Below are 20,218 nucleotides of genomic sequence, written 5' to 3'. Positions count from 1 at the left end.
GTTATGTCGACCTTCCGGCCGTCCCATACGGCGGCCACGCAAGCGCACAGATTCTGACGATCCCAACACACCAAACATGACCTCACTGGACCGCCGTACCTTCCTGCGCAGCGCCGCGGGCGCTGCCGCGCTCGGCCTGTTCCCACCCGCGATTCGCCGCGCGCTGGCGATTCCCGCGAACAACACGACCGGCACCATCAACGACGTGCAGCATGTCGTCATCTTCATGCAGGAGAACCGATCGTTCGACCATTATTTCGGCACGCTACCGGGCGTGCGCGGCTTTAGCGACCGCTTCGCGATTCCCCAGCTCGGCGGCACGACCGTGTTTCAGCAGAACGACGGTACGCGCACCGTGCTGCCGTTCCATCTCGACAGCACGCAAGGCAACGCGCTGCTCGCCGGTGGTCCGCATTCGTGGAGCGACGCGCATCAGGCCTGGGACAGCGGACGCATGACGCAATGGCCGAAGGCCAAGGGCGATGTGTCGATGGGTTATCTCAACCAGGCCGACGTGCCGTTCCATGTCGCGTTGGCGAACGCGTTCACGATCTGCGACGCCTATCACTGCTCGCTGCATGGCGGCACCAACTCCAATCGCATTTTCTTGTGGACCGGCACCAACGGCGCGAGCGCGGGCGCCAATCCGGTGGTCAACAACGACGGCTGGGATGGCCTCGGCGCTTCCGCCACCGGCCTGACGTGGACGACTTATCCCGAGCGCCTGCAGGCAGCGGGCGTGAGCTGGAAGGTCTACCAGAACATGCCGGACAACTATACGGATAATTCGCTCGCCGGCTTCGCGACCTATCGCAAGGTCAACGAGACGCTGCCCGGCTCGCCGTTGCTGCCGTACACGCAGTCGCTCGAAGCGGTGGCGCCGCTGTACAAGGGCATCGGTAATACGATGCCCGACGGCGGTTTCCTGCAGGCGTTGAAAGACGACATCGCCGCAGGGCAAATGCCGCAAGTGAGCTGGATCGTGTCGCCGCAGGCGTACTGTGAACACCCGGGCGCCTCGACGCCGGGGCAGGGCGCCTACTATCTGCAACTGCTGCTCGACACGTTGACCGCGAACCCCGACGTGTGGAGCAAGACGGTGCTGTTCGTCAATTACGACGAGAACGACTGCTTCTTCGATCACATGCCGCCGCCCGATGCGCCGAGCAAAAATGCGGACGGCACGTTTGCCGGCAAGTCGACCGTGGACACGCAGTACGAATATTTCACGAAAGCCAACCCGCCGGGTGATTCGTCGCCGATCGTGCCGGACGGACAATGTTTCGGCCCAGGGCCGCGCGTGCCGATGTTCGTCGTATCGCCGTGGAGCACCGGCGGTTGGGTGAACTCGCAGGTGTTCGATCACACTTCTGTGTTGCGTTTCCTCGAGCAGCGTTTCGGTGTGACCGAAACCAATATCAGCCCGTGGCGGCGCGCGGTGTGCGGCGACCTCACGTCGGCGTTCAACTTCCGCAATCCGAACGACGCGCCGCCGGCTTCGCTGCCAGCGGCCCCGAGCAAGGCCCAGGCGGACGCGCAGAACACGCAGCAGAGCGCGCTCGGCGCGGTGCCGGTGCCGTCGGCGGCCAGTCAGCAGATGCCGCAGCAGGTGCTGATGTCGCGGCCGTCGCGCGCGCTGCCGTATCTGCTGCATGTGAGTGCCAACGCCGACGTGCAGGATGGCCTGATCTGGCTGGTCTTCAGCAACACGGGCACGGCGGGCGCGGTTTTCCATGTGTACGACCAGTTGCATCTCGACCGCGTGCCGCGCCGCTATACCGTCGAAGCCGGCAAGGAACTGTCGGACTCATGGAGCGCGCTCGCCGACGACCATGGTAACTACAGTCTATGGGTGCTAGGACCGAACGGGTTCCATCGTTCGTTTCAGGGAAATGTCGCCACGGTGGCGACCGGACCGAATCCGGAAGTGCGCGTCTGCTACGACGTGGTCAACAACGCCGTCTATCTGACGATCATGAATACGGGCAATGCGGTCGCCAACGTCACGGTGACGTCGAACGCGTATCGCAGCGACGGTCCGTGGACGTATGCGGTGCCGGCGGGGATGCAGGTCGAGCCGTACTGGTCGACCGGCGCCGTGGGTGGCTGGTACGACTTCACGCTGAGCGCGGCCGGTGGGTTTTCGCGGCGTTTTGCCGGCCGTATCGAAACCGGCAAGGATAGCGTCAGCGACCCGGCAATGGGCGTGACGAGTTAAGGCAGCAGCAGGACCGCGCGAGGAGCGCAAGAAGTGGCACTTCACAGGGAGTCAGCCTCGCGCTGACTCCCTTTTTTGCGTCATGCCTGGATAAGCGCGGCTAGTTCGTTCCGGAGACTCCGGCCGCTCCCGACGGCGGCACGAGTTCGAAACATGCCGGCGGCGCGACGGACGTTTTCGTTTTCGCGTCAGGCTGCTGCGGGTCGATACATTTGAAGGCGCTCTGATCACGCTGGACGAAAATCGTTTCGGCCGGGCCGGCGTTGCCGTGGGCGCCGTTGACGACCGCGACGATCTTGTAGCCGTCCTGCAGCAGCGTGGAGAGGGTGGTCGCGCTCGTGCGCCACTGGCTGTCGGACGGTGTCTGGGCCTGGGCGGCCGACGCGGCAGTGCCGCCGAGAAACGTGATGGAAACGGCGGCCACGGCGAGCATGGCGGTGCGGAACGTCATCAAGAAACCTCCTTGAAGTTGCGATTTGGAAAGCCAAAACAAAAAAGCCGCTGAACCTTGCGGATCAGCGGCTTTTTTTTTGCAACTGGTGGCGAATCAGGGACTCGAACCCCGGACCTGCGGATTATGATTCCGTCGCTCTAACCAACTGAGCTAATTCGCCGAAAGAAGCGAGATTATGCGGATGGCGCCGGAGGCTGTCAACCCCCGGCGCGCAACTTTTTCAGGTTGCTGTGGGCATCAGGCGTTTCAGTCCCTCGCGTAGATGTCCGAGTCCTTGGTTTCCTTGACGAACAGCATGCCAATCACGAAGGTAATGAGCGCGATCACGATCGGATACCACAGCCCGGAGTAGATATTGCCCTTCGCCGCCACGATCGCGAACGCGGTGGCCGGCAGGAAGCCGCCGAACCAGCCATTGCCGATGTGATACGGCAGCGACATCGAGGTGTAGCGAATGCGCGTCGGGAACATTTCCACCAGCATGGCCGCGATCGGACCGTAGACCATCGTCACGTAGATCACGAGGATCGTCAGGATCACCACGCTCATCGGCCAGTTGATCTGCGACGGATCGGCCTTTGGCGGATAACCCGCGGTCTTCAGCGTCGTCGCGAGGGTCGTGTCGAACGCCTTGCCCCGATCCTTGGCGTCGGCGGCCTTGCCGTCATACGTGTTGACCACCGTATCGCCGACCTTGATCTCCGCGAGCGTGCCCGCCGGCGCGGCGACGTTCTCGTAGTTCAGGCCGGCCTTCGAGAGCGCGCTCTTGGCGATGTCGCAGGAACTCGTGAACTTCGAGGTGCCGACCGGGTTGAACTGGAACGAGCACTCGTCCGGATTCGCGATCACGACGATCGGCGCCTTCGCCGTTGCGGTTTCCAGCGCCGGGTTGGTGTAGTGCGCCAGCGCCTTGAACAGCGGGAAGTACGTGCATGCGGCGATCAGCAGGCCGGCCATGATGATCGGCTTGCGGCCGATACGATCCGACAGCGAGCCGAAGAACAGGAAGAACGGCGTGCCGATCAGGAGCGCGATGGCGATCATGATGTTGGCGCTGCTGCCGTCCACCTTCAGCGTCTGCGTCAGGAAGAACAGCGTGTAGAACTGGCCCGTGTACCAGACCACGGCCTGGCCGGCGGTCAGCCCGATCAGCGCGAGAATCACGACTTTCAGGTTCTTCCACTGGCCGAACGCTTCGGACAGCGGCGCCTTGGAGGTCTTGCCTTCGGCCTTGATGCGCTCGAACACCGGCGATTCATGCAGTTGCAGACGAATCCACACCGACACGCCCAGCAGGATGATCGACGCGACAAACGGAATGCGCCAGCCCCAGGCACCAAACGCGTCTTCACCCATTAGCGTGCGCACGCCGAGAATCACCAGCAGCGACAGGAACAGGCCGAGCGTGGCGGTCGTCTGGATCCAGGCCGTATAGAAGCCGCGGCGTCCCGCCGGCGCATGTTCGGCCACGTAGGTGGCCGCGCCGCCGTATTCGCCGCCGAGCGCGAGGCCCTGCAGCATCCGCATGGCGATGAAGATCACCGGCGAAGCAATGCCGATCGCCGCGTAGCCCGGCAGAAAACCGACGAGGAACGTCGACAGACCCATGATCACGATCGTCACGAGGAACGTGTACTTGCGTCCGACCAGATCGCCGAGCCGCCCGAACACGATCGCGCCGAACGGCCGGACCGCGAAGCCGGCGGCGAAGCTGAGCAGCGTGAAGATGAAGCCGGCGGTCGGATTGACGCCGGAAAAGAAGCTCTTGCTGATGAAGGCCGCAAGCGAACCGGCCAGATAGAAGTCGTACCACTCGAAAACCGTACCCAGCGACGAGGCGAAGATTACCCGCTTCTCTTCGTTCGTCATCGGCACGTGCGAGATTTGCCCGCCAACGGTAGCCATATGTCATCTCCAATATTGATATGCACGCGGTCTGCCGGTGACGGCGTTCCCGTGAAACCGATTATTGGAGTGGAAACTTACGGTGTACTGACGTGGCGGGGCGAAATTGTGGTTTGACGTGTATCGGCGGATTTCGTTAAAAATCAGCTAACCTGACTTTAAATTCGCCTAACAGACCGCTTAATTATCTCAATATTGAGATTGCGCGTTTGCGTGATCAGGACGCGTTAGGGTAAGTCCCGCCCCGCTCATGCACGTGCAAACTGACGCGTACGAGCGTGCCGGCCAGCCGCGGCGAGGTTTGATAGACGTTGTCGTCGATCATCAGCTCGCCGCCATGCATGGTCGCGATCTCGCGGACGATCGCAAGCCCCAGGCCGCTGCCGTCGCCCTCGCGTCCGAGAATCCGGTAGAAGCGCTCGATCACCCGCGAACGCTCGGCCACCGGAATACCGAGCCCGGTATCCTCGACTTCCAGATGCACGAGCCTCTCTGGCGCGTCGTGCCTCACCCTGACCGTGATGCGCCCGCCCGGCGGCGTATAGCGGATGGCGTTGTCGATCAGATTCGACAGCATTTCGCGCAGCATGACCGGATTGCCGTCGACTTCGACGGGTTCGTCAGGCGCTTCGTAGCCCAGATCCATCTGCTTGGCGAGTGCGGCCTGAACCCAGTCGCGCACGGCGCTGCGCGCCACTTCCGTCACCTCGACCGGCGTGAAGATCTGCCCCGACATGCGATTTTCCGCGCGCGCCAGCGCCAGCAACTGCGTGACGAGTCGCGCGGCTTGCTCCGAACTGGTGGCGATCTGTTCGAGCGAGCGATGCACTTCGGTGGAGGCGTCCTGGCGCAACGCCAGTTCGGCTTGGGTGCGCAGGCCGGCCAGCGGCGTTTTCATCTGATGCGCGGCGTCGGCGATAAAGCGCTTTTGCAACTCCATGTTCTGTTCGAGGCGCGTCAGCAGATCGTTGAACGAGGTCACGAGGGGCTCGATTTCGGGCGGCGCGCGGCGCGCTTCCAGCGGCGAAAGGTCGTCCGGGCGGCGCGCGCGGATGTGCGCTTGCAGCGCGTGCAGCGGCGCGAGACCGCGCGAGAGGCCGAACCACACCAGCAGGATTGCGAGCGGCAGAATCACGAACTGCGGCAGGATCACGCCTTTGATGATGTCGTTGGCAAGCTGGCTGCGCTTGTCGAGCGTTTCTGCCACCTGTACCAGCACGGACTGCGCGCCGGGCGTCTGCGGAAACTCGACGGTCGTGTAGGCGACGCGGATATCGTTGCCGCGCAACACATCGTCGCGAAATTCGACGAGACCCGGCTGCGGCCGGTCTTCCTCGTGCGGCAGCGGCATGTCGCGCTCGCCGCCCACCAGTTCGCCGCGCGTGCCGAGCACCTGGTAGAACACGCTGTCCACATTGTCGGCGCGCAGAAAGTCGCGCGTGGAATCGGGCAGCGACAACTCCGCCACGCCGTTGACCGGATGAATCTGCCGGGCAAGCACGTAAGCGTCGGTTTCCAGCGCGCGGTCGAACGGGCCGTTCGCGATCGACTTGGCGACCAGATAGGTGACGGCAAGGCTCATCGGCCAAAGCAGCAGCAGCGGCGCCAGCATCCAGTCGAGAATCTCACCGAACAGCGAACGCGGGCGAGCCTCGGCGGCGGCTTCGGTTTCGTCGGGCGGGGCGAACGGGTTGGCGTAGCGCTCGTCGCGCGCCTCGTCGAGGTCCGCCGCGTGCGCCGTAGCGCGGTCTGCGCGTGCGGACATGGGCGTCCTCTATTTGTAGTGGTGGCTCGCCGGCATCGCGCCGGACGGCGGCGATGGGGGCGGTTCGGGTTCGACGGGCGGGGGCGTGGGCAGGGCGTTGGCGCTCGGGTTCGCGCTAGCCGGCGCCGCCGCTTTCTCGAGGCAGTAGCCGAGCCCGCGCACGGTGATGATGCGCACGCCGCTCGGTTCGATTTTTTTGCGCAGGCGGTGCACGTAGACCTCGATCGCGTTGTTGCTGACTTCCTCGCCCCATTCGCACAGATGGTCGACGAGCTGTTCTTTCGAAACCAGCCGGCCGATCCGTTGCAGCAGCACTTCGAGCAAGCCCAACTCGCGCGCGGACAGATCGATCACCTGTTCGTTGACATAGGCGATCCGCCCGACCTGGTCGAACGACAGCGAGCCGTGCCGCACGACCGTCGGGCCGCCGCCCGCGCCGCGCCGTGTCAGGGCGCGCACGCGTGCTTCGAGTTCGTTCAGCGCGAAGGGCTTGGCCATGTAATCGTCGGCGCCGAGGTCGAGACCCTTGACGCGTTCGTCGACGCTGTCCGCGGCGGTCAGAATCAGCACCGGCATATTGGAATTGCGGGCGCGCAGGCGGCGCAGCACCTCGAGCCCCGACATGCGCGGCAGGCCCAGATCGAGAATCAGCAGGTCGAAAGTCTGCATCGACAGCGCGGTGTCGGCCTCGACGCCGGTCTTCACGTGATCGACAGCATAGGCCGATTGGCGGAGTGATCGAACCAGACCGTCCGCGAGTATGCTGTCGTCTTCGGCAATAAGAATTCGCATGGTGCGCCAGCCTGGCATTGCCGGCACCGTGGGGTGTCCCCCGGCGCACAGCGGTCTCCGAAAATTATTGTGGGTGGTTTGGGCCGCGCGACGGTAAAAATGCGTGTTCGCATGAGAATCGCGCTTGCCAAAACTACTGTTTTTTTATACAGTGTCTGGGTTTCCTGTGCTGTCCTTTGCGAGTAGGTTGAAACTCGGGGTCGCACATCCGCCTCAGACGCCGTTCATCATAGCAAAGGACGATTCATGGAAGAAAGCAAGAAAGGCTCGGCTGGACTGACTGCTGAAAAGAGCAAGGCACTCGCTGCCGCACTCGCGCAGATCGAAAAGCAGTTCGGCAAAGGGTCGGTCATGCGGCTCGGCGCGGGTGAGGTAATCGAAGACATTCAGGTGGTCTCAACCGGATCGCTCGGTCTCGACATCGCGCTGGGCGTCGGCGGTTTGCCGCGTGGCCGTGTGGTCGAAATCTATGGCCCGGAATCATCCGGTAAAACCACGCTGACGCTGCAAGTCATCGCCGAAATGCAGAAGATCGGCGGCACGGCGGCGTTTATCGACGCGGAACACGCGCTGGACATTCAGTACGCGAGCAAGCTCGGCGTGAACGTGAACGATCTGCTGGTTTCGCAGCCGGACACGGGCGAGCAGGCGCTCGAAATCGCCGACGCGCTGGTGCGTTCGGGCTCGATCGACATGATCGTGATCGACTCGGTCGCGGCACTCGTGCCGAAGGCTGAAATCGAAGGCGAAATGGGCGACTCGCTGCCGGGTCTGCAAGCGCGTCTCATGTCGCAGGCGCTGCGCAAGCTCACCGGCACGATCAAGCGCACGAACTGTCTCGTGATCTTCATCAACCAGATCCGCATGAAGATCGGTGTGATGTTCGGCAATCCGGAAACCACCACGGGCGGTAACGCGCTGAAGTTCTACGCGTCGGTGCGTCTGGACATTCGCCGCATTGGTTCGATCAAGAAGAACGACGAAGTGATCGGCAACGAAACGCGTGTGAAGGTCGTCAAGAACAAGGTGTCGCCACCGTTCCGGGAAGCGATTTTCGACATTCTGTACGGCGAAGGCATCTCGCGTCAGGGCGAAATCATCGACTTGGGCGTACAAGCCAAGATCGTCGACAAGGCCGGCGCGTGGTACAGCTACAGCGGCGAACGTATTGGTCAGGGCAAGGACAACGCGCGCGAATTCCTGCGTGAAAATCCGGATATCGCTCGCGAGATCGAAAACCGTATCCGCGAATCGCTGGGTGTGAATGCTATGGCTGAAGCCGCGACTGTCGCAAGCGCTGAAGTCGCGGACGAAGAAGAGTAACCATCACGTGATACGCAAGGGCCGGCCGTTGTCCGATACCGGACGCCATGCGGCCGGCCCGCGTGATGAAAACGACGAGTCGTTCGATCCGTTCGAATCGTTCGACGCACACGATCGCGCTGCGGGCCGCAATCCACAGCGCGCTCAGTTTGAAACCTCCCCGTCCTCCGGTTCCGATCCTTCGGAAACCACCTACACCCGCTCGCGTCGCGTTCCAGGCGAAGCGAAACCCGAGCAGGACGAAGCCAAAAAATCCCAACGTCCGGCACGGTCGCTAAAAGGCCGCGCGCTCGGCTATTTATCCCGCCGCGAATACAGCCGCACCGAACTCGCGCGCAAGCTGAAGCCGTTCGTCGAGGAAACCGATTCGCTCGACACCTTGCTCGATTCGCTCGAAGCCGAAAACTGGCTATCCGATTCACGTTTCGCGGAAAGCCTGATTCATCGCCGGTCGTCGCGGCTGGGCGTGAGCCGGATTGTCGGCGAATTGAAGCAGCACGCGGTCGACCGGACCCTCGTCGAAGAGGCGAGCGCGCAATTGCGCGAAACGGAGCTCGCCCGTGCCCAGGCCGTCTGGCAGAGAAAATTCGGCCGGCTTCCCGAAACGCCCGCCGAGCGGGCGAAGCAGGCGCGTTTTCTGGCCTCGCGCGGATTTTCGGGCGCCACGATCGGCAAAGTCCTGAAGGGGATCGACGAGGAGTGGGCTGGCGAGTAGCCGCGTCGTCTTTTGTCCGCGTACAAGCCGTTGGGACAGCGTCTTGCGCGCTCAGCCGCCTGTAGCGCGGCCGAGCGCATTCCAATCTGTCTCAAATACTCAGTATGCTAAAATTCGTGGGTTTTCCAATCCGGCCTTCCCTTCCCGCATGCCGCTCTCCCCGCCAGTGTCCCGTCAGTTGCGCCATCGTCGCGCAATCAGAGCGGAAGCCTATGAGCGAGCCGATGGCCTGTGGGACGTGGAAGCGTGCTTGACCGACGAAAAACCGCGCGACGTGGTGCTTGCGTCGGGCGTCCGGCCCAATGGTCAGCCGATCCATGAACTCTGGCTTCGCATCACCATCGATCGCAAGCTCAATGTCGTCGACGCCGAGGCGTCGTCCGACTGGGTGCCCTATCCTGGCTTGTGCCAAGTCAGCAATCCCGCCTATCGTGCCCTCATCGGGCTCAATCTCCGTCAAAACTTCCGTCGTGAAGCTGCTCGCTTGCTGGGCGGCACGGTGGGTTGCACGCATCTCACCGAGCTGTGCGCCATCCTGCCGACCGCCGCGATTCAGGCATTCGCCGGCGAAGTGTGGAATACCGGTGACAGCGCGCCAGGCGCGAAAGCGGGTTCAGGAGACGAATCGTCTAACAGCACAGGCGAGCATTCCAACGATAAACCGCCATTCCAGCTGGGACGCTGCCACGCGCTGCGTTTCGACGGCGAGGCGGTGCAGCAGTTTTATCCGCGCTGGTATGGCCACGCACCGCGTTCAGCGGAACGCGTGGCATCGTCGGGCGACGGAGCAGTTCGCCAGACAGCCGAAGGCGGCGACACGTCCGGCATGAACGACGGCAGCGGAAACGAAGTTCAATCCAACTCTCAGACTGAAGGGAATCACGCATGAAGATTCACGAGTACCAGGGTAAGGAAATCCTGCGGAAATTCGGCGTCGCGGTACCGCGCGGCAAGCCGGTCTTCTCGGTGGATGATGCGGTCAAGGCCGCGGAAGAGCTCGGCGGCCCGGTATGGGTCGTGAAGGCTCAGATCCACGCGGGTGGCCGTGGCAAGGGCGGCGGCGTGAAGGTCGCCAAGTCGCTGGAACAGGTTCGCGAATACTCGAACCAGATCCTCGGCATGCAGCTCGTCACGCACCAGACCGGCCCGGAAGGCCAGAAGGTGAATCGTCTGCTGATCGAAGAAGGCGCTGACATCAAGAAGGAACTGTATGTCGGCCTCGTGATCGATCGCGTGTCGCAGAAGATCGTCGTGATGGCATCGAGCGAAGGCGGCATGGACGTCGAAGAAGTCGCGGAAAAGACGCCTGAGCTGATCCACAAGATCGCTGTCGACCCGGCAACCGGTCTGAAAGACGCCGAAGCCGACGAGCTCGCAACGAAGATCGGCGTGCCCGCCGCTTCGCTGCCGCAAGCTCGCGCGATCCTGCAAGGCCTGTACAAGGCATTCTGGGAAACGGACGCATCGCTCGCCGAAATCAACCCGCTGATCCTGACCGGCGACGGCAAGGTCATCGCGCTGGACGCGAAATTCAACTTCGATTCGAACGCACTGTTCCGTCATCCGGAAATCGTCGCGTATCGCGATCTGGACGAAGAAGATCCGGCTGAAGTCGAAGCGTCGAAGTTCGACCTCGCGTACATCTCGCTCGACGGCAACATCGGCTGTCTCGTGAACGGCGCCGGCCTCGCCATGGCAACGATGGACACCATCAAGCTGTTCGGCGGCGAACCGGCGAACTTCCTGGACGTGGGCGGTGGCGCCACGACCGAGAAGGTCACGGAAGCGTTCAAGATCATGCTGAAGAACCCGAACCTGACCGCGATTCTGGTCAACATTTTCGGCGGCATCATGCGTTGCGACGTGATCGCGGAAGGCGTGATCGCGGCGTCGAAGGCCGTTTCGCTGAAGGTGCCGCTCGTGGTCCGCATGAAGGGCACGAACGAAGACCTCGGCAAGAAGATGCTCGCTGAATCCGGCCTGCCGATCATTGCGGCGGACAGCATGGAAGAAGCGGCTCAAAAGGTCGTCGCGGCCGCTTCGGGCAAGGCTTAAGCCTGGTCCGCAAGTTTTTGCGAGACGCTTTTTCCAGGTAACCAGGATTACGAATGGCGGCGCGGGAATGGCGCATGAGCGGGGCAGGCGAAGAACATCCCGCCGCGCGGCGCAATAGCGCGACGCCAAACGAACAGAGGTCAATACATGTCGATTCTGATTAACAAAGACACCAAGGTCATCACGCAGGGCATCACCGGCAAGACCGGTCAGTTCCACACGCGTGCTTGCCGTGAATATGCAAACGGCCGCGAAGCGTACGTTGCGGGCGTGAACCCGAAGCGTGCCGGCGAAGACTTCGAAGGCATTCCTATCTACGCTAGCGTCGCTGAAGCCAAGGCTGAAACGGGCGCGACCGTGTCGGTGATCTATGTGCCGCCGGCAGGCGCTGCTGCTGCGATCTGGGAAGCCGTCGAAGCCGATCTGGATCTGGCGATCTGTATCACGGAAGGCATTCCCGTCCGTGACATGATCGAGCTGAAGGCTCGTATGCGCGCTGAAAACCGCAAGACGCTGCTGCTCGGTCCGAACTGCCCGGGCACGATCACGCCGGACGAGCTGAAGATCGGCATCATGCCGGGTCACATCCACCGCAAGGGCCGCATCGGCGTCGTGTCGCGTTCAGGCACGCTGACGTACGAAGCAGTCGGCCAATTGACGGCGATTGGCCTCGGCCAATCGTCAGCGGTCGGTATCGGCGGCGACCCGATCAACGGTCTGAAGCACATCGACGTGATGAAGATGTTCAACGACGATCCGGAAACGGACGCCGTCATCATGATCGGCGAGATCGGTGGTCCGGACGAAGCGAATGCGGCTGAGTGGATCAAGGACAACATGAAGAAGCCGGTGGTTGGCTTCATCGCCGGTGTCACGGCGCCTCCGGGCAAGCGCATGGGCCACGCCGGCGCGCTGATCTCGGGCGGTGCGGATACGGCCGAAGCGAAGCTGGAAATCATGGACGCCTGCGGCATCACGGTCACGAAGAACCCGTCGGAAATGGCGCGTCTTCTGAAGGCGATGCTGTAAATCGAAATTCACGCGCAGTCACGGCGTTTTTTTTGATACGCTTACGAGACCCTTTCGTGAGCGTGCGGTTCAAAAAGCGGGGGAGTGCAGACTCCTCCGCTTTTTTATTGGCCGCGCGCCGGACTTCTTCTTATTCTTTCAATCATGCTCGAGTTCTTCGCCACGCTCCATTGGGGCGCTGTCATTCAGATTATCGTCATCGACATTCTGCTGGGTGGCGATAACGCCGTCGTGATCGCGCTGGCCTGCCGCAATTTGCCGCCGTCGCAGCGCACGAAGGGCGTGCTGTGGGGTACGGCCGGCGCCATTGTGTTGCGCGTGGCGTTGATCGCGTTCGCGGTCGTGCTGCTCGATGTGCCGTTGCTGAAGTTCGCGGGTGGCTTGCTGCTGCTGTGGATCGGCGTGCGCCTGATGGCGCCCGCGCACGACGCGCACGAGAACGTGAAGCCGGCCGACAAGCTGATGTCGGCAATCAAGACCATCATCGTCGCGGACGCGGTGATGAGCCTCGACAACGTGATCGCGATTGCGGGCGCGGCCGAGGCCGCCGATCCCGAACACCGTCTCGCGCTGGTGATTTTCGGCCTGCTGGTGAGCATTCCGTTGATCGTGTGGGGCAGCCAGCTGGTTCTCAAGCTGCTCGACCGCTTCCCGATCGTGATCACGCTCGGCGCCGCATTGCTGGGCTGGATCGCGGGCGGGCTGATCATCAACGACCCGGCCGGCGACCGTTGGCCGATTCTCGATACGCCATTGGCCGAATATGGCATGAGCATCGCGGGCGCACTGTTCGTCGTGATACTCGGGTATCTGCTCAAGCGCCGCAATGCCAGTCGCGCGGCGGCTTGAGACTGCGATTGGTGCCGACACGATTGAATTTCAGGTGGTGTGAACCTGAGCCGAACCACGCTGCAACGTTAGCCATTTGGCTGACTGTCCGACACGAGCGCCGCTGGCTACGATTGAAACGCCTGTTCCCGATCCGTGGAGCAGGCGTTTTTCGTTTCAGGAGCCTGCCGATGATCGTTACCTTGCCGTATTCCCCTTACTCCCAGTCCTCGCTGGCCACGCGTTCGAGATTGGGCCGTGCCGCCTGGTCCGCGCGGTTCGCCCGTGCCTGCCGGCGCCTCGGCGTCGGTTTCACGCTGATCGAACTGATGATCGTGCTGGCGATCGTCGGTGTGATCGCCGCTTATGCGATTCCCGCGTATCAGGACTATCTGGCTCGCAGCCGCGTCGGCGAAGGGCTGTCGCTGGCGGCTTCCGCGCGCCTCGCCGTATCTGAAAACGCCGCCAGCGGCAATGCATTCAGCGGCGGTTATGCATCGCCGCCCGCTACCCGCAACGTCGAATCCATCCGGGTCGACGACGACACCGGCCAGATCACCGTCGCTTTCACGACGCGCGTCGCGCCCGCGGGTTCGAACACGCTCACGCTCGTGCCGTCGGTTCCTGACAATGTGGATGCGCCGACTGCGCGCGTTGCGCTAAGCAAGGGCGCGGTGCAGGCGGGTGCGCTCACGTGGGAATGCTTCGCGGGCGGCAAAACGGCGTCCTCGCTGCCGGCGCCGGGTGCCGGGCCGGCACCTGCCGATGCGCCCAGCCTGGCGTCGAATCTCGCCCCGCCGGAGTGCCGCTCGTGAAGTCATGAAGAGATGAGGGACAGCTAGGCGCGCGATGACCGCGAGCGCCGGCCAGTCCGTGGCCGCCCGCGCCGTTTGCACGTAAAAGGCTGATTTCCGGGATATTTCAGCCCGGCCGGCGCACAGCAGGAGAATTTTTTTGTATAGTGCGCCGGTTGCTGACGCCCACCGGTTATTCGATGCCCACCCCTTTTGCGCGCTACCTGTCCTTCATTCTGCTGGCTCTCGCGTTGGTGCTGCCTTATGCAGTTGTCAACCATACGTATCCGATTCCGACGTTTTACGCTGAATTCACGGCACTCGCGCTGTATTTGCTGACCGGCGCGGGCGTCGTGCTGCTGGTGGCGAGCGCGAGGCCGCGCGTGACGTTCGCCTCGCCGACGGTCGCGCTGGTGCCATTGCTGTTCGGGCTGCTGGTAGTGGCGCAATCGGTGGTATTGCCGATTTCGCAGCCGTCGATGAACTGGCTCGGCGGCGGCTATCTGCTGGCGGCCTTCATGGCGACCCATGCCGGTTATGGTTTCACGCGGGCCAAGCTCAACGAGACCGCGTTGCGCTGGGCGGCCGGGGCATTGATCGTCGGTGGGCTGTTCGCGGTGTTCTGCCAGGTTATCCAGTTGTTTCACCTCGAAACACGCGTTTCGCCGCTCGTCGTTGCCTATAACGTGACCGTCGAGCGCCGGCCGTTCGGCAATATGGCACAGGCCAATCACCTCGCTACCTATATCGCATTTGCGATGGCGGGCGCACTGTTTCTCGTGCAGACGCGGCGGATCGCCGTCAGCATCTGGTTCCTCGTGTCGACAATTTTCGCGATTGGTCTCGCTCTGACCGTATCGCGTGGTCCATGGCTGCAAATGGGCGTGATCGTGGTGGCGGGTTTCTGGATGGCATTCGCGCAGACCCGCAATCAGTTACAGCTACGCCGCAGCAACCGCGAGTGGATTATTCCAATTGTGCTGGCCGTGCTGTTTTTTGTGGTCAACGCGCTGATTCGCTGGGCCAACGTTCACTATCACCTGGAACTCGGACAGTCCGCTGCGGAGCGCTTCAAGGACGCCGGCCAGATCGCGCCGCGTCTCGCGCTGTGGAAGTACGGCTGGACGATGTTCAGGACGCATCCGCTGCTGGGTGTCGGCTGGGGCGAATTTCCGAGCTACCAGTACGAGTTTGTGAAGTCGCTTGGCGGCGTCGAGATCGCCAACAATTCGCACGACATCTTCATCGACCTGCTCGCGAAGACCGGCCTGATCGGCCTCGCGATCGTGCTGTTCGGCCTGATCACATGGCTCGTGCGTGCGGTGCGCGCGCCGCAAAGCTCGGCGCGCGTGTTCGGCATTGCGCTGATCGGTGTGCTGGCTATGCACGCACTGGTCGAATATCCGCAGCAGTACATGTTCTTCCTGTTGCCGGCAATGTTCGTGTTCGGCTTGCTGGAAACGCGGCCGCTGCGCCTCGTGCCCGCACGCGTGTCGTTCGGCGCGTTTGCCGTGGTGGTGTTCGGCGGGCTGGCCGCGTTGTATCCGGTGTATCGCGACTACGCGCGCGCCGAGGTGTTGTACTACGGCTCGCGTCCCGCCGAGCAGTATCGTGCGGATCCGTCGTTCCTGTTCCAGGCGTGGGGCGAGTATGGAATGGCGACGCTTTTGCCGATGAACTCGATGGATCTGCAGCACAAGCTCGCTATGCACAGACAGGCGATTGCGCTGCTGCCGGGCGAAACCGTGTTGCGCCGCTATGCGGTGCTGCAGGCGTTGAGCGGCGACCAGACGGCGGCGTTCGACACTGTCGAACGCCTGAAGATTTTCGCCGAGGAGTTGAAGGACTGGCCGTCGCAACTGAGCTATCTGTACGAACTCTGCGACGAGCAGAAAACGCTGGCCGGTTTCAAGGCGGAGCTGGTCAAGCGCTACGGTGCGCCGCCTGGTGACGTGAATGAGGACGACGACAGCGACGAGGATTGAGCCGCTCGCTATCTTCGTTTCAAAGGGTTGTGAAGGTGACGCGGGGCGACGGTCCAGAAGGTCGTCAACCCGCCATCCAATCGCCCGACTTCCCGCCGTGCTTCTCCAGCACGCGCACATCAGTAATCGTCATCCCGCGATCCACCGCCTTGCACATGTCGTACACGGTCAGCAGCCCGACCTGCACGGCGGTCAGCGCCTCCATCTCCACGCCGGTTCGCCCAAGCGTTTCGACCTGAACCGTGCAATGCACGCCAGGCAGCGTTTCGTCGAGCTCGAAATCCACCTTGACGCGCGTGAGCGCGAGCGGATGACAGAGCGGGATCAGATCGGCGGTGCGCTTCGAACCTTGAATCGCGGCAATCCGTGCGATGCCGATCACGTCGCCCTTTTTGGCGTTGCCGTAGCGGATCAGCGCGAACGTCTGCGGCAGCATGCGAATCGAGCCGCGCGCAACCGCAATGCGTTTGGTCTCCTGCTTGCCGCCGACATCCACCATATGCGCCTGGCCGGCGGCGTCGAAATGAGTGAGTTCAGACATGGTCGGGCTCCTTCAGAGGGCGCCTATCATAGCAGCGGCGCGGCCGGACGGCGGCGGCAGTGCATTGGCGCGCGCCGTTGCGCAAGGGCATCGTCGGTTTGTAGTTACACGGCGCTTGCGGCGCGGCGATCGCCTGGAAGGCCCGACTACGCCCGAATCGCCATGACGTGAATCACACGAATTCGCACGACGACTGATTACAATTGCCCCATGCCCGCTATCTTAGTCCGAGCGGCGGGCTTCGCTTTCGACTTCGTCATATCGACCTCGCGATGCGCCCGAAACGGTTCCTTGCTGCGTTGTTGTCTGTTGCGCTGGCGACGGCGCCGGGCGCGTTCGCGCAATCGCAGGGTATTTCGGGCGCGGCGCCCAGCACGCTCTCCGCGGAACCACCGCTGGTCAGTGGCCCGGCCGATACTTACGCCGATCCGCTCATCCCCTCCGACATCGCACAAGGTGTGTTCGGCGTGTATGGCGGGGCGCAGAGCCGCTTCTCCGGCAATTCCGGCGCGAACACCAGTTGGCGGGCGCCGATCGTCACGCAGCAATTACCCGATCTGGGCAACGGCGGTTCGGGCTCGCTCACGCCGCAGGCCGAGCGCAAACTCGGCGAGCGTGTGATGCGCGAACTGCGCCGCGATCCCGACTATCTCGACGACTGGCTGGTACGCGACTACCTGAACTCGGTCGCCGCGAAACTTGCTGCGGCGGCGAGCGCGCTCTATATCGGCGGGTATCGTCCGGACTTCGATCTGTTCGCGGTGCGCGATCCGCAGATCAACGCCTTCTCGCTGCCGGGCGGTTTTATCGGCGTGAACACCGGCCTCATCGTGGCGACGCAGACGGAATCCGAACTGGCGTCGGTGCTGGGTCACGAAATGGGACACGTGTTGCAGCGGCACATCTCGCGCATGATCACGGCCGGCGAGCGTAGCACCTATGCCGCGCTCGCCGGCCTGCTGTTCGGTGTGCTCGCCGGCGTGCTTGCGCATAGCGGCGATCTGGGCAGCGCGATTGCGATCGGCGGCCAGGCGTATGCGGTCGACAACCAGTTGCGTTTCTCGCGTTCCGCCGAGCAGGAGGCAGACCGCGTCGGTTTTCTGCTGCTCGCCGGCGCCGGCTACGATCCGTACGCGATGACGACCTTCTTCGGCCGGCTCGATCGCGCCGCGATGAGTGACACGGGTATCCCGGCTTACGCACGTACCCATCCGCTGACCGGCGAACGGATTGCCGACATGGAGGACCGTGCGCGCCGAGCGCCTTACCGGCAGCCGCATCAATCGGCCGAGTATGGCTTTGTGCGCGCTCGCTCGCGGCTGCTGCAGGACCAGTCGCGCAGCGAGTACGGGGATGAGATTTCGCGCCTGCGCTCCGAGATCGAGGACCGCACGGCGGTCAACGTCGCGGCGAACTGGTATGGCATTGCATACGGGCAGATGCTGCTCGAACGTTACGACGATGCAGTGGCGTCGTTGGCGTCGTGTCGCGCGGCGTTCGCGGCGGGCGAACAGGCCGAGGGCGGAACCGCGCGGAGTTCGCCGAGCCTGGACGTGCTAGCCGCCGACATCGCGCGGCGTGCCGGCCGCGACGACGAGGCCGCCCGTCTGGCCGAGTTCGCGCAGAAGCGCTGGCCGCAGTCGAACGCCGCAATCGACATGCATATCCGCACCTTGCTGACGTTGCACCGCTTTGCCGATGCTCAGGCGCTCGCGCAAAAAGAGACGCGTGCCGAGCCCGATCAGCCTGCCTGGTGGCTGTATCTCGCGCAGGCCAGCGCCGGCACGGGCGACGCGTTGACGCAGCATCGGGCGATGGCTGAAAAGTTCGCGCTCGAAGGAGCATGGCCTTCGGCGATTCGGCAATTGAAGGACGCGCGCGATCTGAAGGCGATTGGCTATTATGATCTCGCGACCGTCGACGCGAGGTTGCATGAGATGGAGAGCCGCTATAAGGAGGAGCGGCTGGACGAAAAGAGCTAGCTGTTGCTCACGGTTCGCTGCGTTTCTCCGACCTTGCCCGATGAAACAGGCCACGGCGCAAGCCGCTATGGTACTTAAGCGCCCGCGGCTGCCGGACTCGGCACAAACCTGAACCGGCTGGCAACATCGCCTCGCCGTACGGCCTGCAGCGGCAACGTCATCCCGTTGTTCCAGCGAAACTCGCCGCTCATCGAGTCGTCCGCGAGCGCTGCGTGCTCGGAGAACACGTCCAGATCGTGATCGTGCAAGACCGCGACTCTCGGTTGCGCCGAGCCGTCGGCAAAGAGTATTCCGCCTTCTTCATCCACGAACACGGCCGCGGGTTCAAAAGCGCCGCCGGCCTGATCCTGCAACGCGAGCGCGCCGTCGGCATCGGCCGACAACCTCACCACCCACGGTGTATAGCCCAGTTCCACGTACACGCGCTGCGGGCCGTTCTGGAAAAACCACTGCCCGCGTTCGTCGGCGTCGTAATTCCGGTTGATGAACCCGAGCAATGCTTCATGGCGGATCGGCGTGCCCGGCGAACCGCTCGCCTGCGCGGCCTCGTCGCGCATGCGCCAGTTGCCGCGCCGATCCAGCATCAGCCACCCCGTGCAACTGGGTACATTCGGCCACTTGGCCAGGGCCTGCCTGACGATGTCATCCATGATCGACGTGCCGCTCCAGATAGCCGAACACGCGCCGCGACAGCCAGTCGATGCGGCCCGGAAACGGCCCGGTCATAAAGCCGGCGTGGCCGCCGTGCCTGGGTTGGTCGAGTTCCACCGCCGCCGATACCTCATGCCGCGCCGGCAACGCCTCAGCGGGCAGAAACGGGTCGTTGCGCGCGTTCAGCACCAGTGTCGGCACCTGAATGTGCGGCAGCAGCGGGCGCGTGGTCGCCGTGCTCCAGTACTCGTCGGTATTGCGAAAGCCGTGCAGCGGCGCGGTCACCACGTTGTCGAATTCGTACATGGTGCGGCTCGCCAGCATCGCGTCACGATCGAACAGGCCGGGAAACTGGATCAGCTTCTGCTCTGCTTTCTGCTTGAGCGTCTTGAGGAAACTGCGCGTGTAGACGAGTCCGAAACCCTGCGACAATGCGCGCCCGCCGGCATGCACGTCGATGGGCGTCGAAATCGCCGCGGCGGCCGAGACCACCGACGCCGCGTCCTCGCGCCGCTCGCCCAGCCAGCGCAGCAGCACATTGCCGCCGAGCGACACGCCGGCCGCGACGACCGGCCCGCGATGCGCGGCGCGCAAACGCCGCAGGATCCAGTCGACTTCGTTGCTGTCGGCGAGATGATAGAAGCGCGGCATCCGGTTCATCGGTCCGCTGCAACTGCGAAAGTGCGGCACCACGCCGTGCCAGCCGTACTCGCGTGCGGCTGCCATCAACGAGGCGGCATAGTGCGAGCCCGAACTGCCTTCCAGGCCGTGAAACAGCACGAAGAGCGGAGCGGTGTCGGCGGGAATCCGGGGTACGGCGCCGCGCGCGAGCGCTGACTGGGCCTGACTGTCATGCTCGACCCAGTCGAGGTCGATGAAGTCGCCGTCGGGCGTGTCCCAGCGCTCGCGCCGAAACGAAACCGCGGGGCGGCGTGCGAACAGCGACGGGACGATGGTCTGCACGTGCCGGTTCGGCAGCCAGAGCGGTGCACGGTAGAGCATCTCGACAGTGGCACCGACGGCAGCACCGACGGCAGCCTCGACGGCGGCCGCGGCGCGTGCCGTGCCCGAAGACGCGGCTTTGTCGTGCGCCGTCCCCCAATCCCCCAAGGGGACTTCTTTCGGTGTGGAGGACTTCCTGCGGGGCGTGCTCATGCCTGCTTCGAAAAAGGTAAAACGCG

At 63.3% G+C, this 20,218-nt stretch carries 17 protein-coding genes and 1 tRNA gene; 10 read left to right on the top strand and 8 right to left on the bottom strand.

Annotation, left to right across the window (positions count from 1 at the left end):
- Positions 1 to 76 precede the first annotated feature (76 nt).
- The gene (locus NE850_RS10790; protein ID WP_007180483.1) at positions 77 to 2,218 is read left to right on the top strand and encodes a phosphocholine-specific phospholipase C; all 2,142 of its coding nucleotides are present in this window, start codon (positions 77 to 79) and stop codon (positions 2,216 to 2,218) included.
- A gap of 100 nt (positions 2,219 to 2,318) precedes the next feature.
- On the opposite strand, the gene NE850_RS10785 is transcribed toward NE850_RS10790, so the two are convergent.
- The 5 genes from NE850_RS10785 to NE850_RS10765 form a co-directional block, all read right to left on the bottom strand.
- On the bottom strand, positions 2,319 to 2,669 hold the full coding sequence (locus NE850_RS10785) for a hypothetical protein (protein ID WP_007180484.1): 351 nt from the start codon (positions 2,667 to 2,669) through the stop codon (positions 2,319 to 2,321).
- Positions 2,670 to 2,755: 86 nt separating this feature from the next.
- Positions 2,756 to 2,832 (bottom strand) — tRNA-Met (locus NE850_RS10780).
- An 86-nt stretch (positions 2,833 to 2,918) separates the two neighbouring features.
- A complete protein-coding gene (locus NE850_RS10775) occupies positions 2,919 to 4,577 on the bottom strand; it encodes an MFS transporter (RefSeq protein WP_007180485.1) in 1,659 nt (552 codons plus the stop codon).
- 217 nt (positions 4,578 to 4,794) lie between these two features.
- Positions 4,795 to 6,342: a sensor histidine kinase N-terminal domain-containing protein gene (locus NE850_RS10770; protein WP_310698726.1), complete on the bottom strand. Its 1,548-nt coding sequence runs from the start codon at positions 6,340 to 6,342 to the stop codon at positions 4,795 to 4,797.
- 9 nt (positions 6,343 to 6,351) lie between these two features.
- Positions 6,352 to 7,134, bottom strand: coding sequence for a response regulator transcription factor (locus tag NE850_RS10765; protein ID WP_007180487.1), 783 nt, complete (start codon positions 7,132 to 7,134; stop codon positions 6,352 to 6,354).
- 246 nt (positions 7,135 to 7,380) lie between these two features.
- On the opposite strand from NE850_RS10765, the gene recA reads away from it, so the two are divergent.
- From recA to NE850_RS10725, 8 genes are all read left to right on the top strand, one after another.
- Positions 7,381 to 8,457, top strand: coding sequence for a recombinase RecA (gene recA / locus NE850_RS10760; RefSeq protein WP_007180488.1), 1,077 nt, complete (start codon positions 7,381 to 7,383; stop codon positions 8,455 to 8,457).
- 7 nt (positions 8,458 to 8,464) lie between these two features.
- Positions 8,465 to 9,172 carry a recombination regulator RecX gene (recX, locus tag NE850_RS10755; RefSeq protein WP_035518492.1) on the top strand — a complete coding sequence of 236 codons (708 nt, stop codon included), beginning with the start codon at positions 8,465 to 8,467 and terminating at the stop codon, positions 9,170 to 9,172.
- Positions 9,173 to 9,320: 148 nt separating this feature from the next.
- Positions 9,321 to 10,061 carry a DUF2889 domain-containing protein gene (locus tag NE850_RS10750; protein WP_165187016.1) on the top strand — a complete coding sequence of 247 codons (741 nt, stop codon included), beginning with the start codon at positions 9,321 to 9,323 and terminating at the stop codon, positions 10,059 to 10,061.
- The gene (gene sucC, locus NE850_RS10745) at positions 10,058 to 11,227 is read left to right on the top strand and encodes an ADP-forming succinate--CoA ligase subunit beta (protein WP_007180491.1); all 1,170 of its coding nucleotides are present in this window, start codon (positions 10,058 to 10,060) and stop codon (positions 11,225 to 11,227) included. Before NE850_RS10750 ends, sucC begins: the two co-directional genes overlap by 4 nt.
- 147 nt (positions 11,228 to 11,374) lie before the next feature.
- Positions 11,375 to 12,256, top strand: a complete 882-nt coding sequence (gene sucD / locus NE850_RS10740; protein ID WP_007180492.1) for a succinate--CoA ligase subunit alpha — start codon at positions 11,375 to 11,377, stop codon at positions 12,254 to 12,256.
- 144 nt (positions 12,257 to 12,400) lie between these two features.
- Complete coding sequence (locus NE850_RS10735; RefSeq protein WP_007180493.1) at positions 12,401 to 13,105, top strand: TerC family protein; 705 nt, start codon at positions 12,401 to 12,403, stop codon at positions 13,103 to 13,105.
- A 170-nt stretch (positions 13,106 to 13,275) separates the two neighbouring features.
- Positions 13,276 to 13,899, top strand: coding sequence for a pilin (locus NE850_RS10730; RefSeq protein ID WP_007180494.1), 624 nt, complete (start codon positions 13,276 to 13,278; stop codon positions 13,897 to 13,899).
- Positions 13,900 to 14,078: 179 nt separating this feature from the next.
- Positions 14,079 to 15,863: a Wzy polymerase domain-containing protein gene (locus tag NE850_RS10725; protein WP_007180495.1), complete on the top strand. Its 1,785-nt coding sequence runs from the start codon at positions 14,079 to 14,081 to the stop codon at positions 15,861 to 15,863.
- Positions 15,864 to 15,927: 64 nt separating this feature from the next.
- On the opposite strand, the gene moaC is transcribed toward NE850_RS10725, so the two are convergent.
- Positions 15,928 to 16,404 (bottom strand): cyclic pyranopterin monophosphate synthase MoaC, encoded by a 477-nt coding sequence (gene moaC, locus NE850_RS10720; protein ID WP_007180496.1) that lies wholly within the window; start codon positions 16,402 to 16,404, stop codon positions 15,928 to 15,930.
- 272 nt (positions 16,405 to 16,676) lie between these two features.
- Here moaC and NE850_RS10715 point away from each other — a divergent pair, with 272 nt between their 5' ends.
- Positions 16,677 to 18,386: a M48 family metalloprotease gene (locus NE850_RS10715; protein ID WP_007180497.1), complete on the top strand. Its 1,710-nt coding sequence runs from the start codon at positions 16,677 to 16,679 to the stop codon at positions 18,384 to 18,386.
- Positions 18,387 to 18,460: 74 nt separating this feature from the next.
- On the opposite strand, the gene NE850_RS10710 is transcribed toward NE850_RS10715, so the two are convergent.
- Positions 18,461 to 19,036: a DUF2946 family protein gene (locus NE850_RS10710; protein ID WP_007180498.1), complete on the bottom strand. Its 576-nt coding sequence runs from the start codon at positions 19,034 to 19,036 to the stop codon at positions 18,461 to 18,463.
- A complete protein-coding gene (locus NE850_RS10705) occupies positions 19,029 to 20,192 on the bottom strand; it encodes an alpha/beta fold hydrolase (protein ID WP_310698725.1) in 1,164 nt (387 codons plus the stop codon). Before NE850_RS10705 ends, NE850_RS10710 begins: the two co-directional genes overlap by 8 nt.
- Positions 20,193 to 20,218 lie beyond the last annotated feature (26 nt).

The sequence above is a fragment of the Paraburkholderia sp. USG1 genome, assembly GCF_031570135.1.
GTDB classification, from domain to species: domain Bacteria; phylum Pseudomonadota; class Gammaproteobacteria; order Burkholderiales; family Burkholderiaceae; genus Paraburkholderia; species Paraburkholderia dioscoreae.
This window is presented reverse-complemented; position numbering and strand designations above follow the sequence as displayed.